At 71.0% G+C, this 20,632-nt stretch carries 18 protein-coding genes, 2 tRNA genes and 1 pseudogene; 13 read left to right on the top strand and 8 right to left on the bottom strand.

Annotated features, from left to right (window positions below; all coding sequences use genetic code 11):
* Nucleotides 1–139: 139 nt before the first annotated feature.
* The 7 genes from M3185_RS10855 to rpmH all read right to left on the bottom strand — a co-directional run bounded on the left by M3185_RS10855 (nt 140) and on the right by rpmH (nt 4,775).
* A complete protein-coding gene (locus tag M3185_RS10855; RefSeq protein WP_374238498.1) occupies nt 140–991 on the bottom strand; it encodes a ParA family protein in 852 nt (283 codons plus the stop codon).
* Nucleotides 992–1,361: 370 nt separating this feature from the next.
* Nucleotides 1,362–2,033: a 16S rRNA (guanine(527)-N(7))-methyltransferase RsmG gene (gene rsmG / locus M3185_RS10850; protein WP_251333688.1), complete on the bottom strand. Its 672-nt coding sequence runs from the start codon at nt 2,031–2,033 to the stop codon at nt 1,362–1,364.
* Nucleotides 2,033–2,629: a Jag family protein gene (locus M3185_RS10845; RefSeq protein WP_251333687.1), complete on the bottom strand. Its 597-nt coding sequence runs from the start codon at nt 2,627–2,629 to the stop codon at nt 2,033–2,035. Before M3185_RS10845 ends, rsmG begins: the two co-directional genes overlap by 1 nt.
* Nucleotides 2,630–2,717: 88 nt before the next feature.
* Nucleotides 2,718–3,704, bottom strand: coding sequence for a membrane protein insertase YidC (gene yidC, locus M3185_RS10840; RefSeq protein ID WP_251333686.1), 987 nt, complete (start codon nt 3,702–3,704; stop codon nt 2,718–2,720).
* Nucleotides 3,701–4,135: a membrane protein insertion efficiency factor YidD gene (gene yidD, locus M3185_RS10835; RefSeq protein ID WP_251333685.1), complete on the bottom strand. Its 435-nt coding sequence runs from the start codon at nt 4,133–4,135 to the stop codon at nt 3,701–3,703. The genes yidC and yidD overlap by 4 nt, the downstream gene beginning before the upstream one ends.
* The gene (gene rnpA / locus M3185_RS10830) at nt 4,132–4,545 is read right to left on the bottom strand and encodes a ribonuclease P protein component (protein WP_251333684.1); all 414 of its coding nucleotides are present in this window, start codon (nt 4,543–4,545) and stop codon (nt 4,132–4,134) included. Before rnpA ends, yidD begins: the two co-directional genes overlap by 4 nt.
* Nucleotides 4,546–4,637: 92 nt before the next feature.
* Nucleotides 4,638–4,775, bottom strand: a complete 138-nt coding sequence (rpmH, locus tag M3185_RS10825) for a 50S ribosomal protein L34 (RefSeq protein WP_019181680.1) — start codon at nt 4,773–4,775, stop codon at nt 4,638–4,640.
* Between the two features lie 660 nt (nt 4,776–5,435).
* On the opposite strand from rpmH, the gene dnaA reads away from it, so the two are divergent.
* From dnaA to M3185_RS10775, 11 genes and pseudogenes are all read left to right on the top strand, one after another.
* A complete protein-coding gene (dnaA, locus tag M3185_RS10820; RefSeq protein WP_251333717.1) occupies nt 5,436–6,980 on the top strand; it encodes a chromosomal replication initiator protein DnaA in 1,545 nt (514 codons plus the stop codon).
* A 640-nt stretch (nt 6,981–7,620) separates the two neighbouring features.
* Complete coding sequence (gene dnaN, locus M3185_RS10815; protein ID WP_251333683.1) at nt 7,621–8,745, top strand: DNA polymerase III subunit beta; 1,125 nt, start codon at nt 7,621–7,623, stop codon at nt 8,743–8,745.
* A gap of 36 nt (nt 8,746–8,781) precedes the next feature.
* Nucleotides 8,782–10,014: a DNA replication/repair protein RecF gene (recF, locus tag M3185_RS10810; protein WP_251333682.1), complete on the top strand. Its 1,233-nt coding sequence runs from the start codon at nt 8,782–8,784 to the stop codon at nt 10,012–10,014.
* Nucleotides 10,011–10,673: a DUF721 domain-containing protein gene (locus M3185_RS10805; RefSeq protein WP_308222193.1), complete on the top strand. Its 663-nt coding sequence runs from the start codon at nt 10,011–10,013 to the stop codon at nt 10,671–10,673. Before recF ends, M3185_RS10805 begins: the two co-directional genes overlap by 4 nt.
* Before the next feature lie 359 nt (nt 10,674–11,032).
* The gene (gyrB, locus tag M3185_RS10800) at nt 11,033–13,105 is read left to right on the top strand and encodes a DNA topoisomerase (ATP-hydrolyzing) subunit B (RefSeq protein ID WP_251333681.1); all 2,073 of its coding nucleotides are present in this window, start codon (nt 11,033–11,035) and stop codon (nt 13,103–13,105) included.
* Nucleotides 13,106–13,193: 88 nt separating this feature from the next.
* Nucleotides 13,194–15,902 (top strand): DNA gyrase subunit A, encoded by a 2,709-nt coding sequence (gene gyrA / locus M3185_RS10795; RefSeq protein WP_285859757.1) that lies wholly within the window; start codon nt 13,194–13,196, stop codon nt 15,900–15,902.
* Nucleotides 15,899–16,456 carry a DUF3566 domain-containing protein gene (locus M3185_RS10790; protein WP_251333680.1) on the top strand — a complete coding sequence of 186 codons (558 nt, stop codon included), beginning with the start codon at nt 15,899–15,901 and terminating at the stop codon, nt 16,454–16,456. Before gyrA ends, M3185_RS10790 begins: the two co-directional genes overlap by 4 nt.
* 94 nt (nt 16,457–16,550) lie before the next feature.
* Nucleotides 16,551–16,624: transfer RNA gene (locus M3185_RS10785), tRNA-Ile, on the top strand.
* A 33-nt stretch (nt 16,625–16,657) separates the two neighbouring features.
* Nucleotides 16,658–16,780 (top strand): hypothetical protein, encoded by a 123-nt coding sequence (locus M3185_RS17175; RefSeq protein ID WP_285859756.1) that lies wholly within the window; start codon nt 16,658–16,660, stop codon nt 16,778–16,780.
* Between the two features lie 11 nt (nt 16,781–16,791).
* Nucleotides 16,792–16,867, top strand: a tRNA-Ala gene (locus M3185_RS10780).
* Nucleotides 16,868–17,050: 183 nt separating this feature from the next.
* Nucleotides 17,051–17,875: pseudogene (locus tag M3185_RS10775) on the top strand (Nramp family divalent metal transporter); the annotation flags it as partial.
* A gap of 125 nt (nt 17,876–18,000) precedes the next feature.
* Here the strand turns inward: M3185_RS10775 and M3185_RS10770 are convergent.
* Complete coding sequence (locus M3185_RS10770; protein WP_251333679.1) at nt 18,001–18,834, bottom strand: hypothetical protein; 834 nt, start codon at nt 18,832–18,834, stop codon at nt 18,001–18,003.
* A 159-nt stretch (nt 18,835–18,993) separates the two neighbouring features.
* Here M3185_RS10770 and M3185_RS10765 point away from each other — a divergent pair, with 159 nt between their 5' ends.
* Both M3185_RS10765 and M3185_RS10760 read left to right on the top strand, forming a co-directional pair.
* Nucleotides 18,994–19,539: a peptidylprolyl isomerase gene (locus M3185_RS10765; protein WP_251333678.1), complete on the top strand. Its 546-nt coding sequence runs from the start codon at nt 18,994–18,996 to the stop codon at nt 19,537–19,539.
* Nucleotides 19,540–19,732: 193 nt separating this feature from the next.
* Complete coding sequence (locus M3185_RS10760; protein WP_251333677.1) at nt 19,733–20,527, top strand: rhomboid family intramembrane serine protease; 795 nt, start codon at nt 19,733–19,735, stop codon at nt 20,525–20,527.
* Nucleotides 20,528–20,632: the final 105 nt, after the last annotated feature.

Raw genomic sequence — 20,632 nt, 5'->3', positions numbered from 1 at the left:
ACCAATTCTAACGGAGCACCTGCACGCCGGAGACCGCGCCCCGGGACCGTCCCGGCAGGTCGGCGCACCACGGGGGAGCGGGACGACGGACGCCCGCCTCCGGGGGAGGCGGGCGTCCAGGGACGGCGGGAGGGGAGAGTCAGCGCCCGGCGCGCTGGGCGATCTCCGCGGCGGCCTCCAGGTAGGAGAGGGCTCCCGTCGAGCTCGGGTCGTAGCTGATGACACTCTGCTGGTAGCTGGGTGCCTCCGAGATGCGCACCGAGCGGGGGATCACCGTCTCCAGCACCTCGTGGGGGAAGTGGGTCCGCACCTCCTCGGCCACCTGGGACGCGAGGTTGGTGCGCCCGTCGTACATCGTGAGCAGGATCGTGGAGACCTTCAGCTCGGGGTTCAGGTGCTTTTGGATCATCTCGATGTTCTTCAGCAGCTGGCTCAGGCCCTCGAGCGCGTAGTACTCGCACTGGATGGGGATGAGCACCTCGGTCGCGGCCACGAAGGCGTTGAGGGTCAGCAGCCCCAGGCTGGGCGGGCAGTCGATGAAGACGTAGTCGAGGCGCTCGAGCCCGTCCTCCTCACGCCGGCGTGCGTAGGCCTCGAGCGCCCGCCGCAGCCGGTGCTCCCGGGCCACCATGGAGACGAGCTCGATCTCCGCGCCGGCCAGGTCGATCGTGGCGGGCACGACCCACAGGTTCTCCGCCTCCGAGGACTGCTTCACGGCGTCCGCGATCGGCATCTCGTCGATGAGCACGTCATAGGTGCTGTCCACGTCCGAGCTGTGCTCGATGCCGAGGGCGGTGGAGGCGTTGCCCTGCGGGTCGTTGTCGATCACCAGGACGTTCTGCCCCTGGCGGGCCAGCGCCACGGCGAGGTTCACCGAGGTGCTGGTCTTTCCGACGCCGCCCTTCTGGTTGCTGATGGTGAAGACCCGCGTCGCCGCGGGCTTCTCCAGCTGGACCTTCTTCAGCCTGGCGCGTCGCCTGGTCTCTTCCACGAGCTTCCTCCCCAGTGGCGTGTCCTCCACCATCGTTGTCGTCCTCCCGGACGGCGGTGCGTCCGTTTCACGTGAAACACGAGTTCCCCGATCCGGCACAACCTTCATCGGTTGAGCCACGGGATCCGGAGGAAACCCCATGTCGAAGCCCTGGCGGGCCTCCGCGCCGTCGTCGCTCGGCATCTGACTGCGCACCTTCCCGGTTCTTCTCGAACTCGCTCCGTCGGGGGCACGCCCTCCGCGGGGGAGAGGTGCCGGGGCCGTGCCGGCTCCCCGCCCGCGCCCCGGTACGGGGCCGGAGGATGTCCGTGGCACACTCGTCCCAGCCTACCGCCGCCCCTGACCGGGGTGACACCTGCCGGGGCGGTCCTCACAGCCGGACGCGGACCACCGTGGTCGGTTCCGCGAGCAGGTCCGCGCCCGCGGTGAGGACCTCGGTCGACCGGGCGCCGTAGCGGTGGAGCTTCTTGCCCGCCTTCTCGACCTCCTCGGCCGCGGAGCGCCCCTTGAGGGCCAGCAGCTCGCCGCGGCCGCGGAGCAGGGGCAGGGTGATGTCCAGCAGTCCCACGAGCGCCGACACCGCGCGGGCCGTGACGACGTCGACGTCGTCGACCTCGGTCCCGGCCTGCTCGGCGCGGGCACGGAGCACGCGCACGTTGGTCAGGCCGAGGTCGGCCACGACCTCCTCGAGCCACTGCACCCGGCGCTCCAGGGGCTCGATGAGCGTCAGGTGCAGGTCCGGGCGCGCCAGGGCCAGGCACAGGCCGGGCAGGCCGGCGCCGGAGCCGACGTCGGCCACGCGCGCGTCCTGGGGAACGAGCTCCTCCACGACGGCGCAGTTGAGCACGTGACGGCTCCACAGCCGGGGGACCTCACGGGGCCCGATGAGTCCCCGCACGATGCCCGACGAGGCCAGGTGCGCCACGTAGCGCTCGGCCAGCCCGAGCCGCTCGCCGAAGAGCTGCTCGGCGGCCGCCCGTTCCCGGGCGTCGGGGAGAGGGGCCTCCTGCGGGGCGGGAGCGGGTCGCTCGGGCGCGCTCATCAGCCCTCCTGGACGGACACGACGATGTGCCGTGCCGCGCCGTCGCCCTCGGACTCGCTGAGGAGGCCCTCGTCCGCGACGACGTCGTGGACGATCTTGCGCTCGTAGGCGGAGAGCGGGTCGAGGTGCACGCGCCCGCCGGTCTCCCGGGCCTCGCGCACGGCCGCGAGGGCCATCTCGCGCAGGGCGGAGGAGCGCCGCTCGCGGTAGCCCCCGACGTCCAGCACCAGCCGGGAGCGGCGGCCCGTGGCCGCAAGCACGGACAGGCGCACGAGCTCCTGGAGCGCCTCCAGGACCTCGCCGTCCTCCCCGACCAGCACGGAGAGTCCCTCGCTGTCGTCGCCCTCGGCCACGACGGAGAGGTAGGTCCGGCCGTCCCGCACCTCGATGTCGATGTCCCCGTCGAGGTCCGCCGTGTCCAGCAGCTCCTCGAGGTAGTCGGCGGCGACCTCGCCCTCTTCCTCGAGGGCGTCGAGGGCCGGGGCGGCCACGGCGGCCGTCGTGCCGTCGTCGGCCGGGCCCTGCGTGTCCGTCGCCCGGGGCTCGAGCGGCTGGGCCTCGTCGGCGTCCTGCGTGGTCTGCCGGATGTCGGTCATGTCGTCTCCTGGGGGCGGTGCGGGCCCGTGGCAGGGTGGGACCGGCCACGGGCGGGGGAGGGGGTCGAACCGGGGGACCCGGCGGGGATCACCGCGTCTGCTTCTTCTTCGCCTGCTGCTTCTGGCGCTTCTTGCCGACGGGCTGCTGCCGCTGGCCGGCGGCCGCGCGGGCGCGCTGCTCCTCCAGCTCGGCCTCGTGCTCCTCCTTGGTCTTGCCCAGCGGGGGAAGCCCCTTGGCCGCGCGGCGGTCGTTGAGCTCCTGCTCGGCCTGGGAGCCGGGGGTGGGGTTGTTGCGGATGACCCACCACTGCTGGCCCATGGACCACACGTTGGAGACGGTCCAGTAGATGAGGACGCCGATGGGGAAGTTGATGCCGCCGATCGCGAAGACGAGCGGGAACAGGTAGAGCATCATCTGCTGCTGGCGGTACATGGGGGAGGCCTTGGCAGTCTCGCTCATGTTCTTGGACGTCAGCTGCTTCTGGGTGATGAACTGCGTGGCGGACATCGCGACGATCATCACGAGGGCCAGGACGATCGTGGCCACGTGGTTGCCGTTGCCGGGGTTGAGCAGGGTGGAGAACAGGGGCGCGCCGAAGAAGGTGGCCTCGTTGAAGGACTGCACGCGGGAGGCGTCCAGCACGTGGATCGTCTCGCCGGCGGCGGCGGCCTGGGGGACGCCGTTGAGCACCTGGAACAGGCCGAAGAAGATCGGCATCTGCACGAGGATCGGCAGGCACGCGGAGAACGGGTTGGAGCCGTGCTTCTTGTACAGCTCCATCTGCTCCTGCGCCATGGCCTGGCGGGAGAGCTGGTCCTTCTTGCCCTTGTACTTGGCCTGCAGCTTCGCCATCTCCGGCTGCAGCTCCTGCATGCCGCGCATGGACTTGATCTGCTTGAGGAACAGCGGGATGGTCAGCGTGCGCATGACCAGGGTCAGGCCCACGATCGAGAGCACCCAGGTGATGCCCGCGGCCGGGTCCATCCCGACGGCCGTGAGCAGCTCGTGGAACACCCACAGCACGGCGGAGACGACCCACCTGAAGGGGAAGAGGATCATTTCGAACAGGTTCATGGGGAAGGCTCTCCTTGGGCCGCGGGACCGGTGTCCTCGGCGGGACGGTGCTGGTGGCGCTCGGCCAGGGTCGGGTGGTTCAGCAGGACGATCTTGGGCAGGGACGCGAAGTCGGGGAAGACCCGGCCCCCGTCCGGGACCCTGTCGATCCCGCCGGCCGCCCAGGGGTGGCAGCGCAGGAGGCGCCGCACGCTGAGGCCCAGGCCGCGCACGGCGCCGTGCACGGTGACGGACTCGAGCGCATAGGCGGAGCAGCTGGGGAAGTACCGGCAGACGTCGCCGTAGAGCGGGGAGACGATGGACCGGTAGAGCTTGAGGAGCGCGATGAGCACGTTCTGCGGCAGGAACCAGAGCGCCTGCCCGGCCGTCGCGGGCCGGACGAACTCGTGGGGAGCGGCGACGAGGAGGTGCTCGGGCGCGTGCTCGCTCATCTCTCGGGCTCCTCCTGTCGGGTGGATCTCTGCTCGGGTGCGGGGACCCGGTCCGCGGAGGCGGGCACGCCGGCACGGGCCGACGCCGCGCGCCACGCCCTGCCGTAGTCGGCCGCCAGATCCGGCCATCCGGCGGCGGCGGCCGGGGGCAGGGCACGGACCACGACGTCGTAACCGTACGGCGCCTGCCTGAGGGTCGACTGGGCGAGCTCCCGCAGGCGGCGCTTCACCTTGTTGCGCCGCACCGCGTTGCCCACGGCCTTGGAGACCACGAAGCCGAAGCGCGCGGGCTGCGCCCCGTCCGTGGGGTGCACATATACGACGACGTTCCGGCGCCCGTTGCGGGCGCCGGAACGCGTGGTGGCCTTGAACTGGACCGAGGTCCGCATCCGGTGCTGCTCAGGCAGCACGGCGGGGCTCCTGGGGGGCCGGTGGCACCGCTCGGCGGACCGCCCCCGGGAGGGGGCTGGTCGAGCGCGCCGCCGGATCCGACACGGAAGACTCAGGCGGAGAGCTCGGTGCGGCCCTTGCTGCGGCGGGCCGCGAGAATGGCGCGGCCGGCACGGGTCCGCATCCGAGCGCGGAAGCCGTGCTTCTTGGCGCGACGGCGGTTATTCGGCTGAAAAGTCCGCTTGCTCACTGGTTACTCCAAAGACGTCGGGGTGCGCGCCCACCCTCGTCCTCGGCGCCGGAGCGGCAGGACGAGCGGGCGGGCGCGGCAGTGCTGGTGGATGCGTCCGGGCATGCGAACAGGCATGACCGCAGACACAAAAGACTACCCCACCCTAGACAACGGGCAGGGGACGGTCAAATCCGGGGCGGGCCGGAGCCTGCTCCGGACGGAGGACGGGACGCCCGCGGGACGGTGGCCCCGGGCGGGCGGCGGAGCACCGGGACCGGAACGACGACCGGCCGGAGCGGGCGGGGAACGTGTGCAGTCCACATCCTACCCACAGGTGTGCACGGATCTTGGTCACATCCTGTGGAAAACCTGCCCGCCGAGACCCGCGGAACGGCGCGGATCCGGGCCCGAACTACAAGGATGTAGTTCCCGGGGCGCCAACGGAGCCGCTATGAACAGGCCGGACGCATGTTCTAGGCTGGCTCTCGCGGCTGGCCCCCGACAGCTTTTCCACCGTTGTGAACAACGCTGTGGACAAGCCTTCCCATCCCGGGCCCGGACGACCCGTCCACCGCCTCGGAACCTCGACGACAACTCGACGACATGACAGCAGGAGTACGCGTGGGCACGCAGGACAATCAGGCGCTCAGCGCGCAGTGGGCCGAGTGCGTGCAGTACATGTACGAGGATCCGATGACCACCGGCCGCTACCGGGGGTTCATCTCCCTGGCCCAGCCCCAGGGGCTGATCGGGACCACCCTGCTCGTGGCCGTGCCCAACGAGCTGACCCGCGAGTTCTTCCAGAACCAGATGGCCTCCGTGCTGCGCTCCGCCGTGGGACGGGCCTTCAGCCCCGAGACCCTGGTGGCGTTCGTCGTCGACGCCGACCTCGAGGCCGCCCCGGCGCCGGAGCAGACCCCCGCGCCCTCGCTGCCGCCGATCGACGAGCTCGAGGCCGAGCGCGGCCGCACTGACGAGCCGACCTCCGCCGACCCCGCCCGGTCCTCCGACCCCTCGTGGTCGGACCAGCCGGCGATGTCGTTCCCCGCCCAGCCGGTTCCGGCGCGGGAGGCCGGCGTGGGCACCCGGACGCTGCCGCCGCCGCGCGACCCGCAGGCCGCCCCGCCCCGGCGCCCCGCCCGGGACACCGGCACCGCACCCGCCGTGGTGGGGGAGTGGGACAGCTCCGCGCGGCTGAACCCGAAGTACGTGTTCGACTCCTTCGTGATCGGGCAGTCCAACCGCTTCGCGCACGCGGCGGCGTTCGCCGTCGCAGAGACGCCCGCCAAGGCGTACAACCCGCTGTTCATCTACGGGGAGTCCGGGCTGGGCAAGACGCACCTGCTGCACGCGATCGGCCACTACGCCAAGCGCCTCTACCCCCAGGTGCGGGTGCGCTACGTGAACTCGGAGGAGTTCACGAACGACTTCATCAACTCCATCCGCGACGACGAGGGGTCCTCCTTCAAGGAGATCTACCGCAACGTGGACATGCTGCTGATCGACGACATCCAGTTCCTCGCCGGCAAGGAGCACACGCAGGAGGAGTTCTTCCACACCTTCAACGCGCTGCACAACCACGAGAAGCAGATCGTGATCACCTCGGACATGCCGCCCAAGCAGCTGACCGGCTTCGCGGAGCGGATGCGCTCGCGCTTCGAGTGGGGCCTGATCACGGACGTGCAGCCGCCCGAGCTCGAGACCCGCATCGCGATCCTGCGCAAGAAGGCGGTCAGCGACGGCATGGACGCCCCCGACGACGTCCTCGAGTACATCGCCTCCCACATCTCCACCAACATCCGCGAGCTCGAGGGGGCGCTGATCCGCGTCACCGCCTTCGCGTCCCTCAACAAGCAGGCCGTGGACCTGCCCCTGGCCGAGCTGGTGCTCAAGGACCTCATCACCGACGACGGCGCGCAGGAGATCACGGCCGCCTCGATCCTGGCCCAGACGGCGGTCTACTTCGACATCACCCTCGAGGAGCTCAAGAGCAAGTCGCGCACCCGGACCCTGGTCACCGCGCGGCAGATCGCCATGTACCTGCTGCGGGAGCTGACCGACATGTCCCTGCCGAAGATCGGCCAGGAGCTGGGCGGGCGGGACCACACCACGGTCATGCACGCGGACCGCAAGATCCGCACCCTCATGGCCGAGCGCCGGCAGATCTTCAACCAGGTGACCGAGCTGACGAACCGGATCAAGCAGCAGCAGCGCGAGGGCTGACCGGCCCTCCTTCCTGCCCCCAGGGGTCCGCCGGTGCTCCGGCGGACCCCTTTCCTGTCGTTCGTCCACAGGCCGGATCCGCGCCGTCACGGGCCGCACGACCCGTCCGTGCACAGGAATTCCTCGCCTGTGGAGCGGCTGTGCACAGACCGCAACCCACACCTGTGGACAAGATTGTGGAGATCGGGGCTCCATCGGTGGACAAGCTCGGTACAACCGGGCCCTCGCCTGTGGAACCCGCAGAACGGCGCGGGTCCCGTCCACCGGCCGGACCGGTTTCGGTGGACCGCGAATCACAAGAAGTCAACAGGACCGGCCCGGACGGAACCTGGCCGAGAGGCACTTATCCACAGATTCCACAGCGGTTATTAACACTCCCATCCTTAAAGAGATCCCGGCCAAAGAACAAGAATCCTGTGGTTCCGCCCCGCGACGAGACCCGTCCCCGACCGGCTACTCCCCCGGGCTGCGCCCTCCGTGGCGGAATAGCCAGCGCTCGGAGCGCATGGATACGATGCACACGGCGAGCCACGTCCTGCTCCGCGGCGCCCTGCGGCGCCCGGAGCCCTCTTCCTGCGGGAAGCGGGACCCGGACGGGGGCCCCGCCGCCCCTGATCAGACTGAAAGGCAGCAACCTCTCGTGAAGTTCTCCGTCGAACGCGATGTTCTCGCCGAGGCCGTGACCTGGACCGCCCGGTCCCTGTCTCCTCGGCCCCCGGTGCCCGTGCTGTCCGGTCTATTGATCCGTGCCGAGGGCGGGTCGCTGTCCATCGCGAGCTTCGACTACGAGATCTCGGCACGGCTGTCCATCAGCGCGGACGTCCAGGAGGAGGGCACCACCCTCGTCTCCGGACGCCTGCTCGCCGACATCTGCCGATCCCTGCCCTCCGCCCCCGTCGAGGTCCACGCCGACGAGGGCAAGGTCGTCCTGACCTGCCGCTCGTCCCGCTTCAACCTCGCGGCCATGCCGGTGGGCGACTACCCCGAGCTGCCGGCGCTGCCCGACGTCTCCGGCGTGGTGGCCGGGGACGAGTTCGCCCACGCGGTGGCCCAGGTCAACATCGCCGCGAGCAAGGACGACACCCTGCCGATCCTCACCGGCGTGCGCGTGGAGATCGAGGGCGAGAAGATGACGCTGCTCGCGACCGACCGCTACCGCCTGGCCATGCGCGAGCTCACCTGGCGGCCGACCGCGAACGACCTCTCGACGGCCGCGCTGATCAAGGCCCGGACCCTCAACGACATCGCCAAAACCCTGGGGCCCGCCGGGGACATCAACATCGCGCTGTCCGACTCCGCCGAGCTCGTCGGCTTCGAGTCCGGCGGCCGCCGCACCACGAGCCTGCTCATCGACGGGGAGTACCCGAAGATCCGCTCGCTGTTCCCCGAGCACACCCCGATCACCGCGGCGGTGCGCACCGGCGACCTCGTCGAGGCCGTCCGGCGCGTATCGCTCGTGGCCGAGCGCAACACGCCCGTCCGGCTCGCCTTCACCCAGGGCCAGGTGGCCCTCGACGCCGGCACCGGGGAGGACGCCCAGGCCTCCGAGGTCCTCTCCGCGCACCTCACCGGCGACGACATCACGGTCGCGTTCAACCCCACGTACCTCTCCGAGGGCCTGCACGCCTTCGCCTCCGAGTACGTGCGGTTCTCGTTCACCGCCCCGCCCAAGCCGGCGGTGCTCTCCGCGCAGGAGACCCCCGACGGCGAGGACAAGGACGACTACAAGTACCTGCTGATGCCGGTCCGGCTGCCCAGCCAGTGACCTCCCGGCCCGGACTCGGAAGCTGCTGACCCCGGCGTGTTCGTCGACCACCTCTCCCTGCTCGACTTCCGGACGTATGCCCATCTCGACATGCGTCTGGAGCCCGGGATCACCGTGTTCCTCGGGCCGAACGGCGTGGGCAAGACGAACATCGTCGAGGCCCTGGACTGGACCGCCGACCTCGCCTCCCACCGCGTCTCCTCCGACGGTCCGCTGATCCGCTTCGGCGCCGAGCGCGCCATCGTCCGGGTCCGGGTGCGGCGCGGCGGGCAGCAGACCGTGCTGGAGTTCGAGCTCAACGACGGCCGGGCCAATCGCGTGCGGATCAACCGGGCGGCCCCCGTCCGGGCGCGGGACGCGCTCGGGATCGTGCGCACGGTCCTGTTCTCGCCCGAGGACCTCGCGCTCGTGAAGGGCGACCCCTCGCACCGCCGCCGCTTCCTCGACGACCTGGCCAAGTCGATGCGCCCCGTCCTGGCCGGCACCCTGGCCGACTACGAGAAGGTCCTCCGGCAGCGCAACGCCCTGCTGCGCTCGGCCCGCTCGAGCGGACGCTTCACCGCCACGCACCGTTCCACGCTCGCAGCGTGGAACGACCAGTTCGCCCGCGCGGGGGCCACCATCCTGCACGCGCGCCTGCAGCTGCTCGACGCCCTCGCCCCGCAGGTCGCCACCGCCCACGGCCAGCTCACCGACGGCAGCAAGCAGACCACGCTGCGCTACGTGTCCTCGGTGCTGCCGGAGAGCGCCGGCGGCGACGTCGCCCGGCTGCGCGGCTTCTCCCCGGCAGACCTGCACCAGCTGGTCCTGGAGGCGTGCGAGAGCTCGGAGCAGCGGGAGGTCGAGCGGGGGATCACCCTGCTGGGCCCCCACCGGGACGAGCTCGAGCTGCTGCTCGGCGAGGCCCCGGCCCGCGGCTACGCCTCGCACGGGGAGACGTGGTCCTACGCCCTGGCGCTGCGCCTGGGCTCCTGGTACGTGCACCTGGCCGACGACCCGTCGGAGGGCGCGGCGCCGATCCTCGTCCTCGACGACGTCTTCGCGGAGCTCGACGCCCGGCGCCGGAGCCGGCTCGCCGCGATCGTGGCCTCCGCCGAGCAGGTGCTCGTGACGGCCGCGGTCGAGGAGGACCTGCCCGCCGAGCTCGTCGCCGGCCCCCACGGCGTGGTGCGGGTGGGGCCGGGGACCGCCGAGCGGGCGGACGATCCGGCCGGTGGACAGACCGCCGATCCGACCGCCGAGCGGGCGGGGGAGGGGCCGCCGGCGTGAGCGGGGACGGGCGCGAGGACCCCGCCGCGCAGGGCGCGGCCGAGGGCACCGAGGCGGCGGCCGAGGAGCACGTCGTCCGGATCGAGGACGAGATCGACGCGCCGGCGGCCCTGCTGGAGCGGATGCGCCGGGCCGCGGAGGCCCGGGGCGACGGGCGGCTGCACGGAACGGCGGCGCGGCGCAACCTCAAGGGCTTCGGCGCGGCCATGGAGTCCGCGACCGCCTCGCCGGCCGAGCGCCGCCGGCGGGGCAACGACGTGGACCCCCGCGCCCTCGGGGGCTACTCCGGGGCGGGCCGCTCCGCGCGGGACCCCCGCGGCGTGGGCTCGGTCCTGGACTCCCTGGTGGCGGGGCGGGGGTGGAAGGCCCCCGTCGCGGTCGGCTCCGTGCTCTCCCGGTGGGACGACCTCGTGGGCCCGGGGATCTCCGGGCACTGCCGCCCGGAGAGCTTCGACGAGACGGTGGTGCGGGTCCGGTGCGACTCCACGGCCTACGCCGCGAACCTGCGGCTCATGGTCCCCCAGCTGCTGCGCACCTTCGACGAGCAGCTGGGGGAGGGGATCATCACGAGGATCGAGATCCTGGGGCCGGCGGCGCCGAGCTGGAAGCGCGGCCGGCGGTCGGTGCGCGGACGGGGGCCGCGGGACACCTACGGGTGAGCGCACCCCGCCCGGCGCGGTCCGGGACTGCTGGACGGGCCTGTGGCGCTTCGCGCCCCCCGGGGAGCGTCCCCGTGGTGGTGGAGCCCCCGAAAATACGTCCTGAGGCCGTTCTCCGGCCGCTGAAGGGCATCTGCGGGCGCGCCGAGCCTCCCGTTTTCCGGTAGAATCGTTCTCAGACAGGAATCGACGGACCGGGCCCCCGCGGCCGATCGCGGCACCCCCGCCCGCGGCGCGGGCACCCGGCCACGTCGAACCGCTCCGACACCGCAGAACCGATGAGCCGCCGCACGTCTCATCGGCGTCGTCCTGTGCTGTCCGGAGCGGCCGCGACGCCCAACAGGAGGAGCCAGCAACCCGTGGCAACAGAGGAACCGCAGAAGCGCGAGTACGGCGCCGGTGACATCACCGTCCTGGAGGGGCTCGAGGCCGTCCGGAAGCGGCCCGGCATGTACATCGGCTCGACCGGCCCGCGCGGGCTGCACCACCTCGTCTACGAGGTCGTCGACAACTCCGTCGACGAGGCCCTGGCCGGCTACTGCGACCACATCGAGGTCGTCCTGCAGGCCGACGGCGGGGTCAAGGTCGTGGACAACGGCCGCGGCATCCCCGTGGACATCCACCCGACCGAGGGCAAGCCCACCGTCGAGGTCGTCATGACGATCCTGCACGCGGGCGGCAAGTTCGGCGGCGGCGGGTACGCCGTCTCCGGCGGCCTGCACGGCGTGGGCATCTCCGTGGTCAACGCCCTCTCCCGGCGCGTCGAGACCGAGGTCCGGCGCCAGGGGCGCGTGTGGCGGATGGCGTTCGCCGACGGCGGCGTGCCCCAGGGCCCGCTCGTGCCGGGGGAGGAGACCGGCGAGACCGGCACCACCCAGGTCTTCTACCCGGACCCGGCGATCTTCGAGACCGTCGCCTTCGACTTCGAGACCCTGCGGGCGCGCTTCCAGCAGATGGCGTTCCTCAACAAGGGCCTGAAGATCACCCTGACCGACGAGCGGCACCAGGACGAGTCCGGCGAGGAGATCGCGGGCTCCGCGCCCAACCCCGCCGCCGAGCCCGTCGAGGGCCGTGACGGCGGCACGGACGCGCCCCAGCTCAACCACCCGGGCCACGACGCCGCCGGCCACCGCCGGGTCGTCTACAAGTACGATCACGGCCTGCTGGACTACGTGACCTTCCTCAACACCACCAAGAAGTCCGACCTCGTGCACGAGGACGTCATCGCGATCGAGTCCGAGGACGCCGAGCGCAGGATGTCGCTCGAGCTGGCGATGCAGTGGACCACGGCGTACAGCGAGTCGGTGCACACCTACGCCAACACGATCAACACCCACGAGGGCGGCACCCACGAGGAGGGCTTCCGCGCGGCCCTGACCTCGCTCGTGAACCGGTACGCCCGGGAGAACAAGCTGCTCCGGGACAAGGACGAGAACCTCACGGGCGACGACGTCCGCGAGGGCCTGACCGCGGTCATCTCGATCAAGCTCGCGGAGCCGCAGTTCGAGGGGCAGACCAAGACCAAGCTCGGCAACTCCGAGGCGAAGGCCTTCGTCCAGCGCGAGGTCAACGACCGGTTCGGGGACTGGCTCGAGCGCAACCCCGCCGCCGCCCGGGAGATCATCCGCAAGGCGATCAACGCGTCGCAGGCGCGGCTGGCGGCCCGCAAGGCCCGCGAGACCACCCGGCGCAAGGGCCTGCTGGAGTCCGGCGGCATGCCCGGCAAGCTCAAGGACTGCTCCTCCAAGGACCCCGCGGTCTCCGAGATCTACCTCGTGGAGGGCGACTCCGCGGGCGGCTCCGCGGTCCAGGGCCGTGACCCCGCGCACCAGGCGATCCTCCCGCTGCGCGGCAAGATCCTCAACGTGGAGCGCGCCCGCCTGGACCGGGCGCTGTCCAACGCCGAGGTGCAGTCGATGATCACGGCCTTCGGGGCGGGCATCGGCGACGACTTCAACATCGAGAAGGCGCGCTACCACAAGATCGTGCTCATGGCGGACGCGGACGTGGACGGCCAGCACATCACCACGCTGCTGCTGACGCTGCTGTTCCGCTTCATGCGCCCGCTCATCGAGCACGGCTTCGTCTATCTCGCCCAGCCGCCGCTGTACCGCATCAAGTGGTCCAACGCCCCGCACGACTACGTCTACTCGGACGCCGAGCGGGACGAGGTCGTGGCGCGCGGGCTGGCCAACAACCAGCGCCTGCCCAAGGACAACGGCATCCAGCGCTACAAGGGCCTCGGCGAGATGGATTACACCGAGCTGTGGGACACCACGATGGACCCCGACCGGCGCACCCTGCTGCAGGTCACCATGGAGGACGCCGCCGCGGCGGACCAGACGTTCTCCGTGCTCATGGGCGAGGACGTGGAGTCCCGCCGCGAGTTCATCCAGCAGAACGCCAAGGACATCCGGTTCCTCGACATCTGACCCGCGAAATATGCCTGGCTGAGCATGCACCACGGCTCGCCGGCGGACGCGGAGCACCGGGAACCAGCAGACAGAACGGAAAGACCTCATGAGTGACGAGACCCAGGACGGGCGGACGCCGGACGACGCGGCGGCCTCCGGCGACCTCGAGAACACCCCCGTGCTGACCGACCGCGTGGAGCAGGTGGACCTGCAGACGGAGATGCAGCGGTCCTACCTCGACTACGCGATGGCGGTCATCGTGGGCCGGGCCCTGCCGGACGTCCGCGACGGGCTCAAGCCGGTGCACCGCCGGGTGATCTACGCGATGTACGACGGCGGCTACCGGCCGGAGCGCTCCTTCAACAAGTGCGCCCGCGTGGTCGGCGAGGTCATGGGCCAGTACCACCCGCACGGCGACTCCGCGATCTACGACGCCCTCGTGCGCCTGATCCAGGACTGGGTCATGCGCTACCCGCTCGCCCTCGGCCAGGGGAACTTCGGCTCTCCCGGCAACGACGGCGCCGCGGCCCCGCGCTACACCGAGACCAAGATGGCGCCCATCGCCATGGAGATGGTCCGGGACATCCACGAGGAGACCGTCGACTTCCAGGACAACTACGACGGCAAGAACCAGGAGCCGGCGGTCCTCCCGTCCCGGTTCCCCAACCTGCTCGTCAACGGCTCCTCGGGCATCGCCGTGGGCATGGCCACCAACATCCCGCCGCACAACCTGCGCGAGGTCGCGGACGGCGTGCAGTGGTACCTGAAGAACCCGGACGCCTCCAGCGAGGTGCTCCTCGAGGAGCTCATCGCGCGGATCAAGGGCCCCGATTTCCCGACCGGCGCGCAGATCCTCGGCCGCAAGGGGATCGAGGATGCCTACCGCACCGGCCGCGGGTCCATCCCGATGCGCGCGGTGGTCAACGTGGAGGAGATCCACGGGCGCACCTGCCTGGTGGTCACCGAGCTGCCGTACCAGGCGAACCCGGACAACCTGGCCATGAAGATCGCCGACCTCGTCAAGGACGGGCGGATCACCGGGATCGCCGACATCCGCGACGAGACCTCGGGGCGCACCGGTCAGCGCCTCGTCATCGTGCTCAAGCGCGACGCCGTCCCGAAGGTCGTGCTGAACAACCTCTACAAGCACACGCAGCTGCAGGACAACTTCTCCGCGAACATGCTCGCGCTCGTGGACGGCGTGCCGCGCACGCTGAGCCTCGACGCGTTCATCCGGCACTGGGTCACCCACCAGATGGACGTCATCGTCCGCCGGACCCGGTACCGCCTGCGCCAGGCCGAGGCCGAGGCCCACATCCTGCGGGGCCTGCTCAAGGCGCTCGACGCCCTCGACGAGGTGATCGCCCTGATCCGCCGCTCCCCGACGGCCGACGACGCCCGCTCCGGGCTCATGGGGCTGCTGCAGATCGACGAGGACCAGGCGCAGGCCATCCTCAACATGCAGCTGCGCCGGCTCGCGGCCCTGGAGCGGCAGAAGATCGTGGACCGCCACGCCGAGCTCGAGCGGCTCATCGCGGAGTACACCGAGATCATCGCCTCGGAGGAGCGCCAGCGCGGGATCATCGCGCAGGAGCTCGACGAGATCGTGGCCCGCTTCGGCGACGACCGCCGCTCGGAGATCATGCTCGGCTACGGCGGCGACATGTCGATGGAGGACCTCATCCCCGAGGAGGAGATGGTCGTGACCATCACCCGCGGCGGATACGTCAAGCGCACGCGCTCCGACCAGTACCGGTCCCAGCGCCGCGGCGGCAAGGGCGTCAAGGGCGCGCAGCTGCGCGGCGACGACGTCGTCGAGCACTTCTTCGTCACCACCACCCACAACTGGATCCTGTTCTTCACGAACCTGGGACGGGTCTACCGCACCAAGGCCTACGAGCTGCTCGAGGCGGGCCGGGACGCGAAGGGCCAGCACGTCGCGAACCTGATGGCCTTCCAGCCGGGGGAGCGGATCGCGCAGGTCATGGAGCTGCGCTCCTACGACGACGCACCGTACCTCGTCCTGGCCACCCGCAGCGGCCTGGTCAAGAAGACCCGCCTGGAGGACTACGACACGAACCGCTCCGCGGGGGTCATCGCGATCAACCTGCGCGACGGCGACGAGCTCGTCTCCGCCCAGCTGGCCTCCGCCGAGGACGACCTGCTGCTGATCTCCCGCAACGGCATGTCCCTGCGCTTCACCGCCGGCGACGACGTGCTGCGCCCGATGGGCCGGGCCACCTCGGGCGTCACCGGCATGAAGTTCCGCGACGGCGACGAGTTGCTGTCCGCCAACGTGGTCACCGACGAGTCCTACGTGTTCGTGGTGACCGAGGGCGGCTACGCCAAGCGGACCAAGGTCGACGAGTACCGGGTGCAGGGCCGCGGCGGCCTCGGCATCAAGGTCGCCAAGCTCGCCGAGCAGCGCGGCCGCCTGGTCGGCGGGCTCATCGTCGGCGAGGAGGACGAGGTCCTCGTGATCATGGAGGCCGGCAAGGTCGTGCGCACCAGCGCCTCGGAGGTCCCCGCCAAGGGTCGCGACACCATGGGTGTGATCTTCGCGAAGCCCGCCCAGGGCGACTCGATCGTGGGCGTGGCCCGCAACGCCGAACGCGAGATCGCGGAGGAGGTCGACGCCGAGGCGGTGGCCGAGGTCGACGTGCAGTTCGACGAGACCATGGAGACGGCCGACGTCCTGGACGCCGAGGAGGCCGGCCTCCAGGAGGCCGAGGTGCTCGAGCCCGTCCCCGGAAGCGGGGACGCGGGCGACGATGAAGTAGCGTTGGACGCGAAGAACAACGGAGGTAACGCATGAGCTCGAGTTCCGGCTCCAACGCCGCCGGCAAGTCCGGACGCGCCCCCCTCGCGTCCGCGCCCCGGACGAGTCCCGCCCCGGTGCGCCCGGCGTCGGGAACCGCCCCGCAGAAGGCTCCCGCCGCCCGGCCGGCGGCGGGCCCGAAGCCCGGGGCCTCCACCAAGGGCCTGGTCCGGCCCGCCCCGCGCCCGCGGGTGCGCCGGGCCCGGCTGGTCGTCTCCAAGGTGGACACCTGGTCGGTGCTCAAGCTCGCGTTCCTGCTGTCGGTGGCGCTCGGGATCATCACCGTGGTCGCCTCGGTGGTGCTGTGGATCGTCCTGGACCTCACGGGCCTGTTCGACGGCATCAACGAGCTGCTCGGCATGCTGGGCGGCACGGGCGGGGCCCTGGACATCAAGGACTTCCTGTCCCTGGGGCAGGTGGCGATCTTCGCGACGATCGTCTCGGTCGTCAACGTCATTCTGCTGACCGCGCTGTCCGTGCTGGCCGCGCTGCTCTACAACATCGCGGCGGCCCTCGTGGGCGGCGTCGGGGTCACCCTCACGGACGACTGACCCCGCGGATCCCGGGGCGCCGGCCCGTGCCCGGGCGATTTGGCACGGGTCGGCAACTCGGGTATCGTTTCTTCTCGGTCCGCAAGGGCTGGAAGGGCGTATAGCTCAGACGGTTAGAGCGCTTCGCTGATAACGAAGAGGTCCCAGGTTCAATTCCTGGTACGCCCACGGTTCCCAACACTGCCAGGCCAGGAGGCGGTCGTGAACAGGAAATTGGCTGCGACAGTGGCTCTGATCGGCGCGTCCGTCGCGGTGCTCACGAAGCTGCGCGAGGCCGATGCCGACCGCACGGCCTGGGCCGACGCCACCGACGAGGTGGAGTAGCCCGGAACTGCGGGGACGTGGCGCAATTGGTAGCGCATCTGCTTTGCAAGCAGAGGGTTAGGGGTTCGAGTCCCCTCGTCTCCACCACATCCGATCCCGATCGAGCACCCGCTCGGTCGGGATTTTTCCTGCCCGGGCGCGTCCGGTGCGCCCCGCCCCGCCGCGCGCCGGGGAAATGTGACCCGTGGCACACTGGTCGCAGCGCCTCCAGGCCGTCCCGGGCCGGGGGCCGGGACGGCCTGGAGAGGCATGCAGCAGGACGACCACGCCATGAAGGCGCTCGCCCCCGCGCCGGGCATCGACCCGGACGAACCCCTCGAGAAGGTCAGCGGCTGGAAGATCGTGGGCCCCGGACTGGTCGTCGCGGCCACGGGCGTGGGCGCCGCGGACCTCGTGGCCACCCTGATCGCCGGCTCCCGCTTCGGCCACGGCCCGCTGTGGGCCGTGGTGCTCGGGACCGTCCTCAAGATCGTCCTCGTGGAGGGCGCCGGCCGGTACTCCCTGTCCACCGGGCGCACCATCTTCGAGGGCTGGCGCTCGCTCGGGAGGTGGACGACCGTCTACGCGGTGACCGGCATCTTCGTGATCGCCATGCTCATCATCGGCGTCGAGGTCCTCTACTCGGCCGGCTACGCCATCAGCGCCGGCGACGAGGGCCTGCTCGACCTGGCCGACGTCCTCCAGGAGCGCTACGGCGACGTCGTCGGCCCCGTCTTCCTCGTCGGCTTCTGGGCGGCGTCGTTCTCGTCCGTGGTGGGCGTGTGGTCCGGGGTCTCCCTGCTGTTCGCCGACTTCTGGGGCAACATCCGCAGCAAGCCCAGCGGCCACCCCGACACCCTCACCGGCGGCAGGTACTTCAAGTTCTACCTGGTCTGGCTCACCTTCCCGCCCATGGCGCTGCTGGCCCTCGGCAAGCCGGTGTTCCTCATCCTCCTCTACGGAGTGCTCGGGGCGCTGTTCATGCCCTTCCTCGCCTTCACCCTGCTGTGGCTGCTCAACACCCGGCGCACCCCCGAGCGCCGGCGCAACGGCGTGTTCACCAACGTGGCGCTCGCCGTGTGCGTGGTGCTGTTCACCGCGCGGGGCATCTACCAGGAGGGGACAGCCTCCAGGACGTGCTCACCGCGCCCCAGGGCTGAGCACCCGACCGGACCCATGCGGAAGGCCCCGCCCCCACAAGGGGGGCGGGGCCTTCGAGGTCCTCCGGGCTCAGCGCCGGATCAGGCCTCGTCCTTCTTGCCCTGGATCTGCTCCTTGACCTCGTGGATCGTGGTCTTGGCGTCCTCGCCGATGCTCTTGGCATTGTCCTTGACCTCGGAGGCCGCCCCCGACACGCCGCCGGGCTGGCCGGCCGGGGTGGTGGCGTCCTCGACGTCGTCGACCTGCACGCCGGTGCCGGCGGCCACGGTGCTCTGCTGGGTCACCGGGGACGCGGTCACGCGCGGGGACGTGGCGGCCGGGGTCTTCCAGGGGTCCTCGACGGGGCGCGAGGCCTTCCACGCGGCCACGCCGGCCGCGCCGCCGGCCACGAGCAGGCCCAGCACGAGCAGGCCCTTGTGCGAGCTCTCGGCCTTCTTCTGCTGCTTCGCGTAGTCCTTGGCGACGCGCGCGGCGGCCTTCTTCGCGTTGGCGACCGCTTTCTTGTCCCCGGTCAGCCGGGTGACGATGGCCTCGAGCTGCTCCGGAGTGTCCGCGTCCGCGAACTTGCCGGCCAGCAGGGCCGCGGCCCCGGCGTACTTCGCCTGCATCGCCGCGCGGCTCTCGGTGGCCCGGTCGACGGCCTTCGCGGCGATCGGGGCCGCTGCGGCCGCGGCCTTCAGCTTCGCGGAGTCGGACATCTCGTGGGCGCGGCCCAGGCTGTCCTGCACCCGGGGGCCCGCGGCGGCCACGCCGCCGGCCAGCGCCGCGGCACCGGCCTCGATGCCGTGCTGCAGCTTCGGCGCCAGCTCGCCGATCTCCTTGGACGCCCACGCGCCGGCATCCAGGACCTTGCTCTCCGCAGCCGCCTGGGCCGCCGCGGTCGTCTTCTCGCTCTTGGACATCTTGAAGCTCATGAATCCATCCCTTCTCGGGTCGTAACAATCCAGTGTCAGCATACGGGCAGGGGTTCGGCGCGTGGAGGCCCCGCCGCGCGATCCCGCGGCTTTTCACTGTGCGCTGAACGGGACCGGGGCCCTTGGGAGGGCCTCGGCGCCCCGTGCAAGAATGGCCCCATGACTTCTGCCATCCCCACCGCCAAGGCGACGATCCACACCAACCACGGTGACATCGTCGTGAACCTCTTCGGCAACCACGCCCCGAAGACCGTCAAGAACTTCATCGGTCTCTCGGACGGCACCCAGGAGTGGAGCGACCCCCGCACCGGTGAGAAGCAGTCCGGTCCCCTCTACAAGGACGTGGTCTTCCACCGCATCATCCGCGACTTCATGATCCAGGGCGGCGACCCGCTGGGCCAGGGCATCGGCGGGCCGGGCTACGAGTTCGACGACGAGATCCACCCCGAGCTCGACTTCAACCAGCCGTACGTCCTCGCCATGGCCAACGCCGGCAAGCGCAACGGCCGGGGCACCAACGGCTCCCAGTTCTTCATCACCACGGCCCCCACCACCTGGCTGCAGGGCAAGCACACGATCTTCGGCGAGGTCGCCGACGACGCGTCCCGCAAGGTCGTCGACGAGCTCAACGGCGTCCGCACGGGCGCCATGGACCGCCCCGTCGAGGACTGCGTGATCACCTCGATCGACGTCGAGCAGCTGTAGTCCCGAGCACCGGGTCCGACCAGGACCTGCGTCCCCCGCCCCGTGCGGAGCCGGGGACGCGCGGCGCAGGCCCGCCCGGAACGATCCGGGCGGGCCTGCGCCGTCCCGTTCCAACGACCCCCCATCGACGTCGCCGCGATCCCCGGTGGCGTCCGACGACCCGGCCCCCGGGGCCGATCCGTGAGGAGTTCCAGTGAGCGGCGAGCGACCGCAGTACGGCACGTCCACCGGGGGGCAGGTCCCCGTGTGCCCCCGTCATCCGGACCGGCCCAGCTACGTCTCGTGCCAGCGCTGCGGGCGCCCCGTGTGCCCTGAGTGCCAGCGCTCGGCGGCCGTGGGGGTGCACTGCGTCGACTGCGTGCAGGAGGCCGCGCGGTCACGGCCCGCCTACCGCACGAGCCTCGGCGGGCGCGCGGCCCGCGGCTCGGCCATGCTCGTCACGTGGTGGCTGATCGGGGCCAACGTGGTGGTGTACGCGCTGCAGTGGCTGGCCCTGGTCCTCGGCGTGGGCCTGCTGCAGTTGTTCGCCTACGCGCCCGTGACCACCACGTCCGAGCCGTGGCGGATGCTGACGAGCGGGTTCCTGCACTCGACGACCAACCCGCTGCACCTGCTCCTGAACATGTACACCCTGTACCTGTTCGGGCAGATGCTGGAGCCGGCCCTGGGCCGGGCCCGGTTCCTGCTGCTGTTCGGGCTCTCCGTCCTGGGCGGCTCCCTCGGCGTGCTGCTGCTCGCGTCCCCGTACACCCTGGTGGTCGGCGCCTCGGGCGGGATCTTCGGCCTCTTCGGCGCCCTCTTCGTGCTGCAGCGGCACCTGGGCCAGTCGATCACCCCGATCGTGGTCCTCATCGGCGTGAACCTCGCCTTCGGCTTCCTCTTCCCGGGCATCGCCTGGCAGGCGCACCTGGGCGGTCTCGTGACGGGGGCTCTCGTGGCCTTCGGGTACACGCTCACGCTGCGCCGGGGCCGCGCGCGCGGGCGCTGAGCCCGGACCCCGCCCCTGTGCTGCGGACACTGTCCACAGCGGTCGTCCACAGCTGTCGACAACTTACACGCGTGTGTTTCCACACCTGTGCACAGGTGTGTGGAC

The organism is Kocuria rosea (assembly GCF_023715525.1).
Taxonomy (GTDB): Bacteria; Actinomycetota; Actinomycetes; order Actinomycetales; family Micrococcaceae; genus Kocuria; species Kocuria rosea_A.
This window is presented reverse-complemented; position numbering and strand designations above follow the sequence as displayed.

Excerpts from the sequence above, each read along its gene's own strand:
- M3185_RS10790 (WP_251333680.1), top strand. The coding sequence starts at position 15,899 with ATGAGCTCGAGTTCCGGCTCCAACGCCGCCGGCAAGTCCGGACGCGCC.
- M3185_RS10765 (WP_251333678.1), top strand. The coding sequence starts at position 18,994 with ATGACTTCTGCCATCCCCACCGCCAAGGCGACGATCCACACCAACCAC.
- rsmG (WP_251333688.1), bottom strand. The coding sequence starts at position 2,033 with ATGAGCGCGCCCGAGCGACCCGCTCCCGCCCCGCAGGAGGCCCCTCTC.
- yidD (WP_251333685.1), bottom strand. The coding sequence starts at position 4,135 with ATGAGCGAGCACGCGCCCGAGCACCTCCTCGTCGCCGCTCCCCACGAG.
- gyrA (WP_285859757.1), top strand. The coding sequence starts at position 13,194 with ATGAGTGACGAGACCCAGGACGGGCGGACGCCGGACGACGCGGCGGCC.
- M3185_RS10845 (WP_251333687.1), bottom strand. The coding sequence starts at position 2,629 with ATGACCGACATCCGGCAGACCACGCAGGACGCCGACGAGGCCCAGCCG.
- M3185_RS10770 (WP_251333679.1), bottom strand. The coding sequence starts at position 18,834 with ATGAGCTTCAAGATGTCCAAGAGCGAGAAGACGACCGCGGCGGCCCAG.
- yidC (WP_251333686.1), bottom strand. The coding sequence starts at position 3,704 with ATGAACCTGTTCGAAATGATCCTCTTCCCCTTCAGGTGGGTCGTCTCC.
- dnaA (WP_251333717.1), top strand. The coding sequence starts at position 5,436 with ATGTACGAGGATCCGATGACCACCGGCCGCTACCGGGGGTTCATCTCC.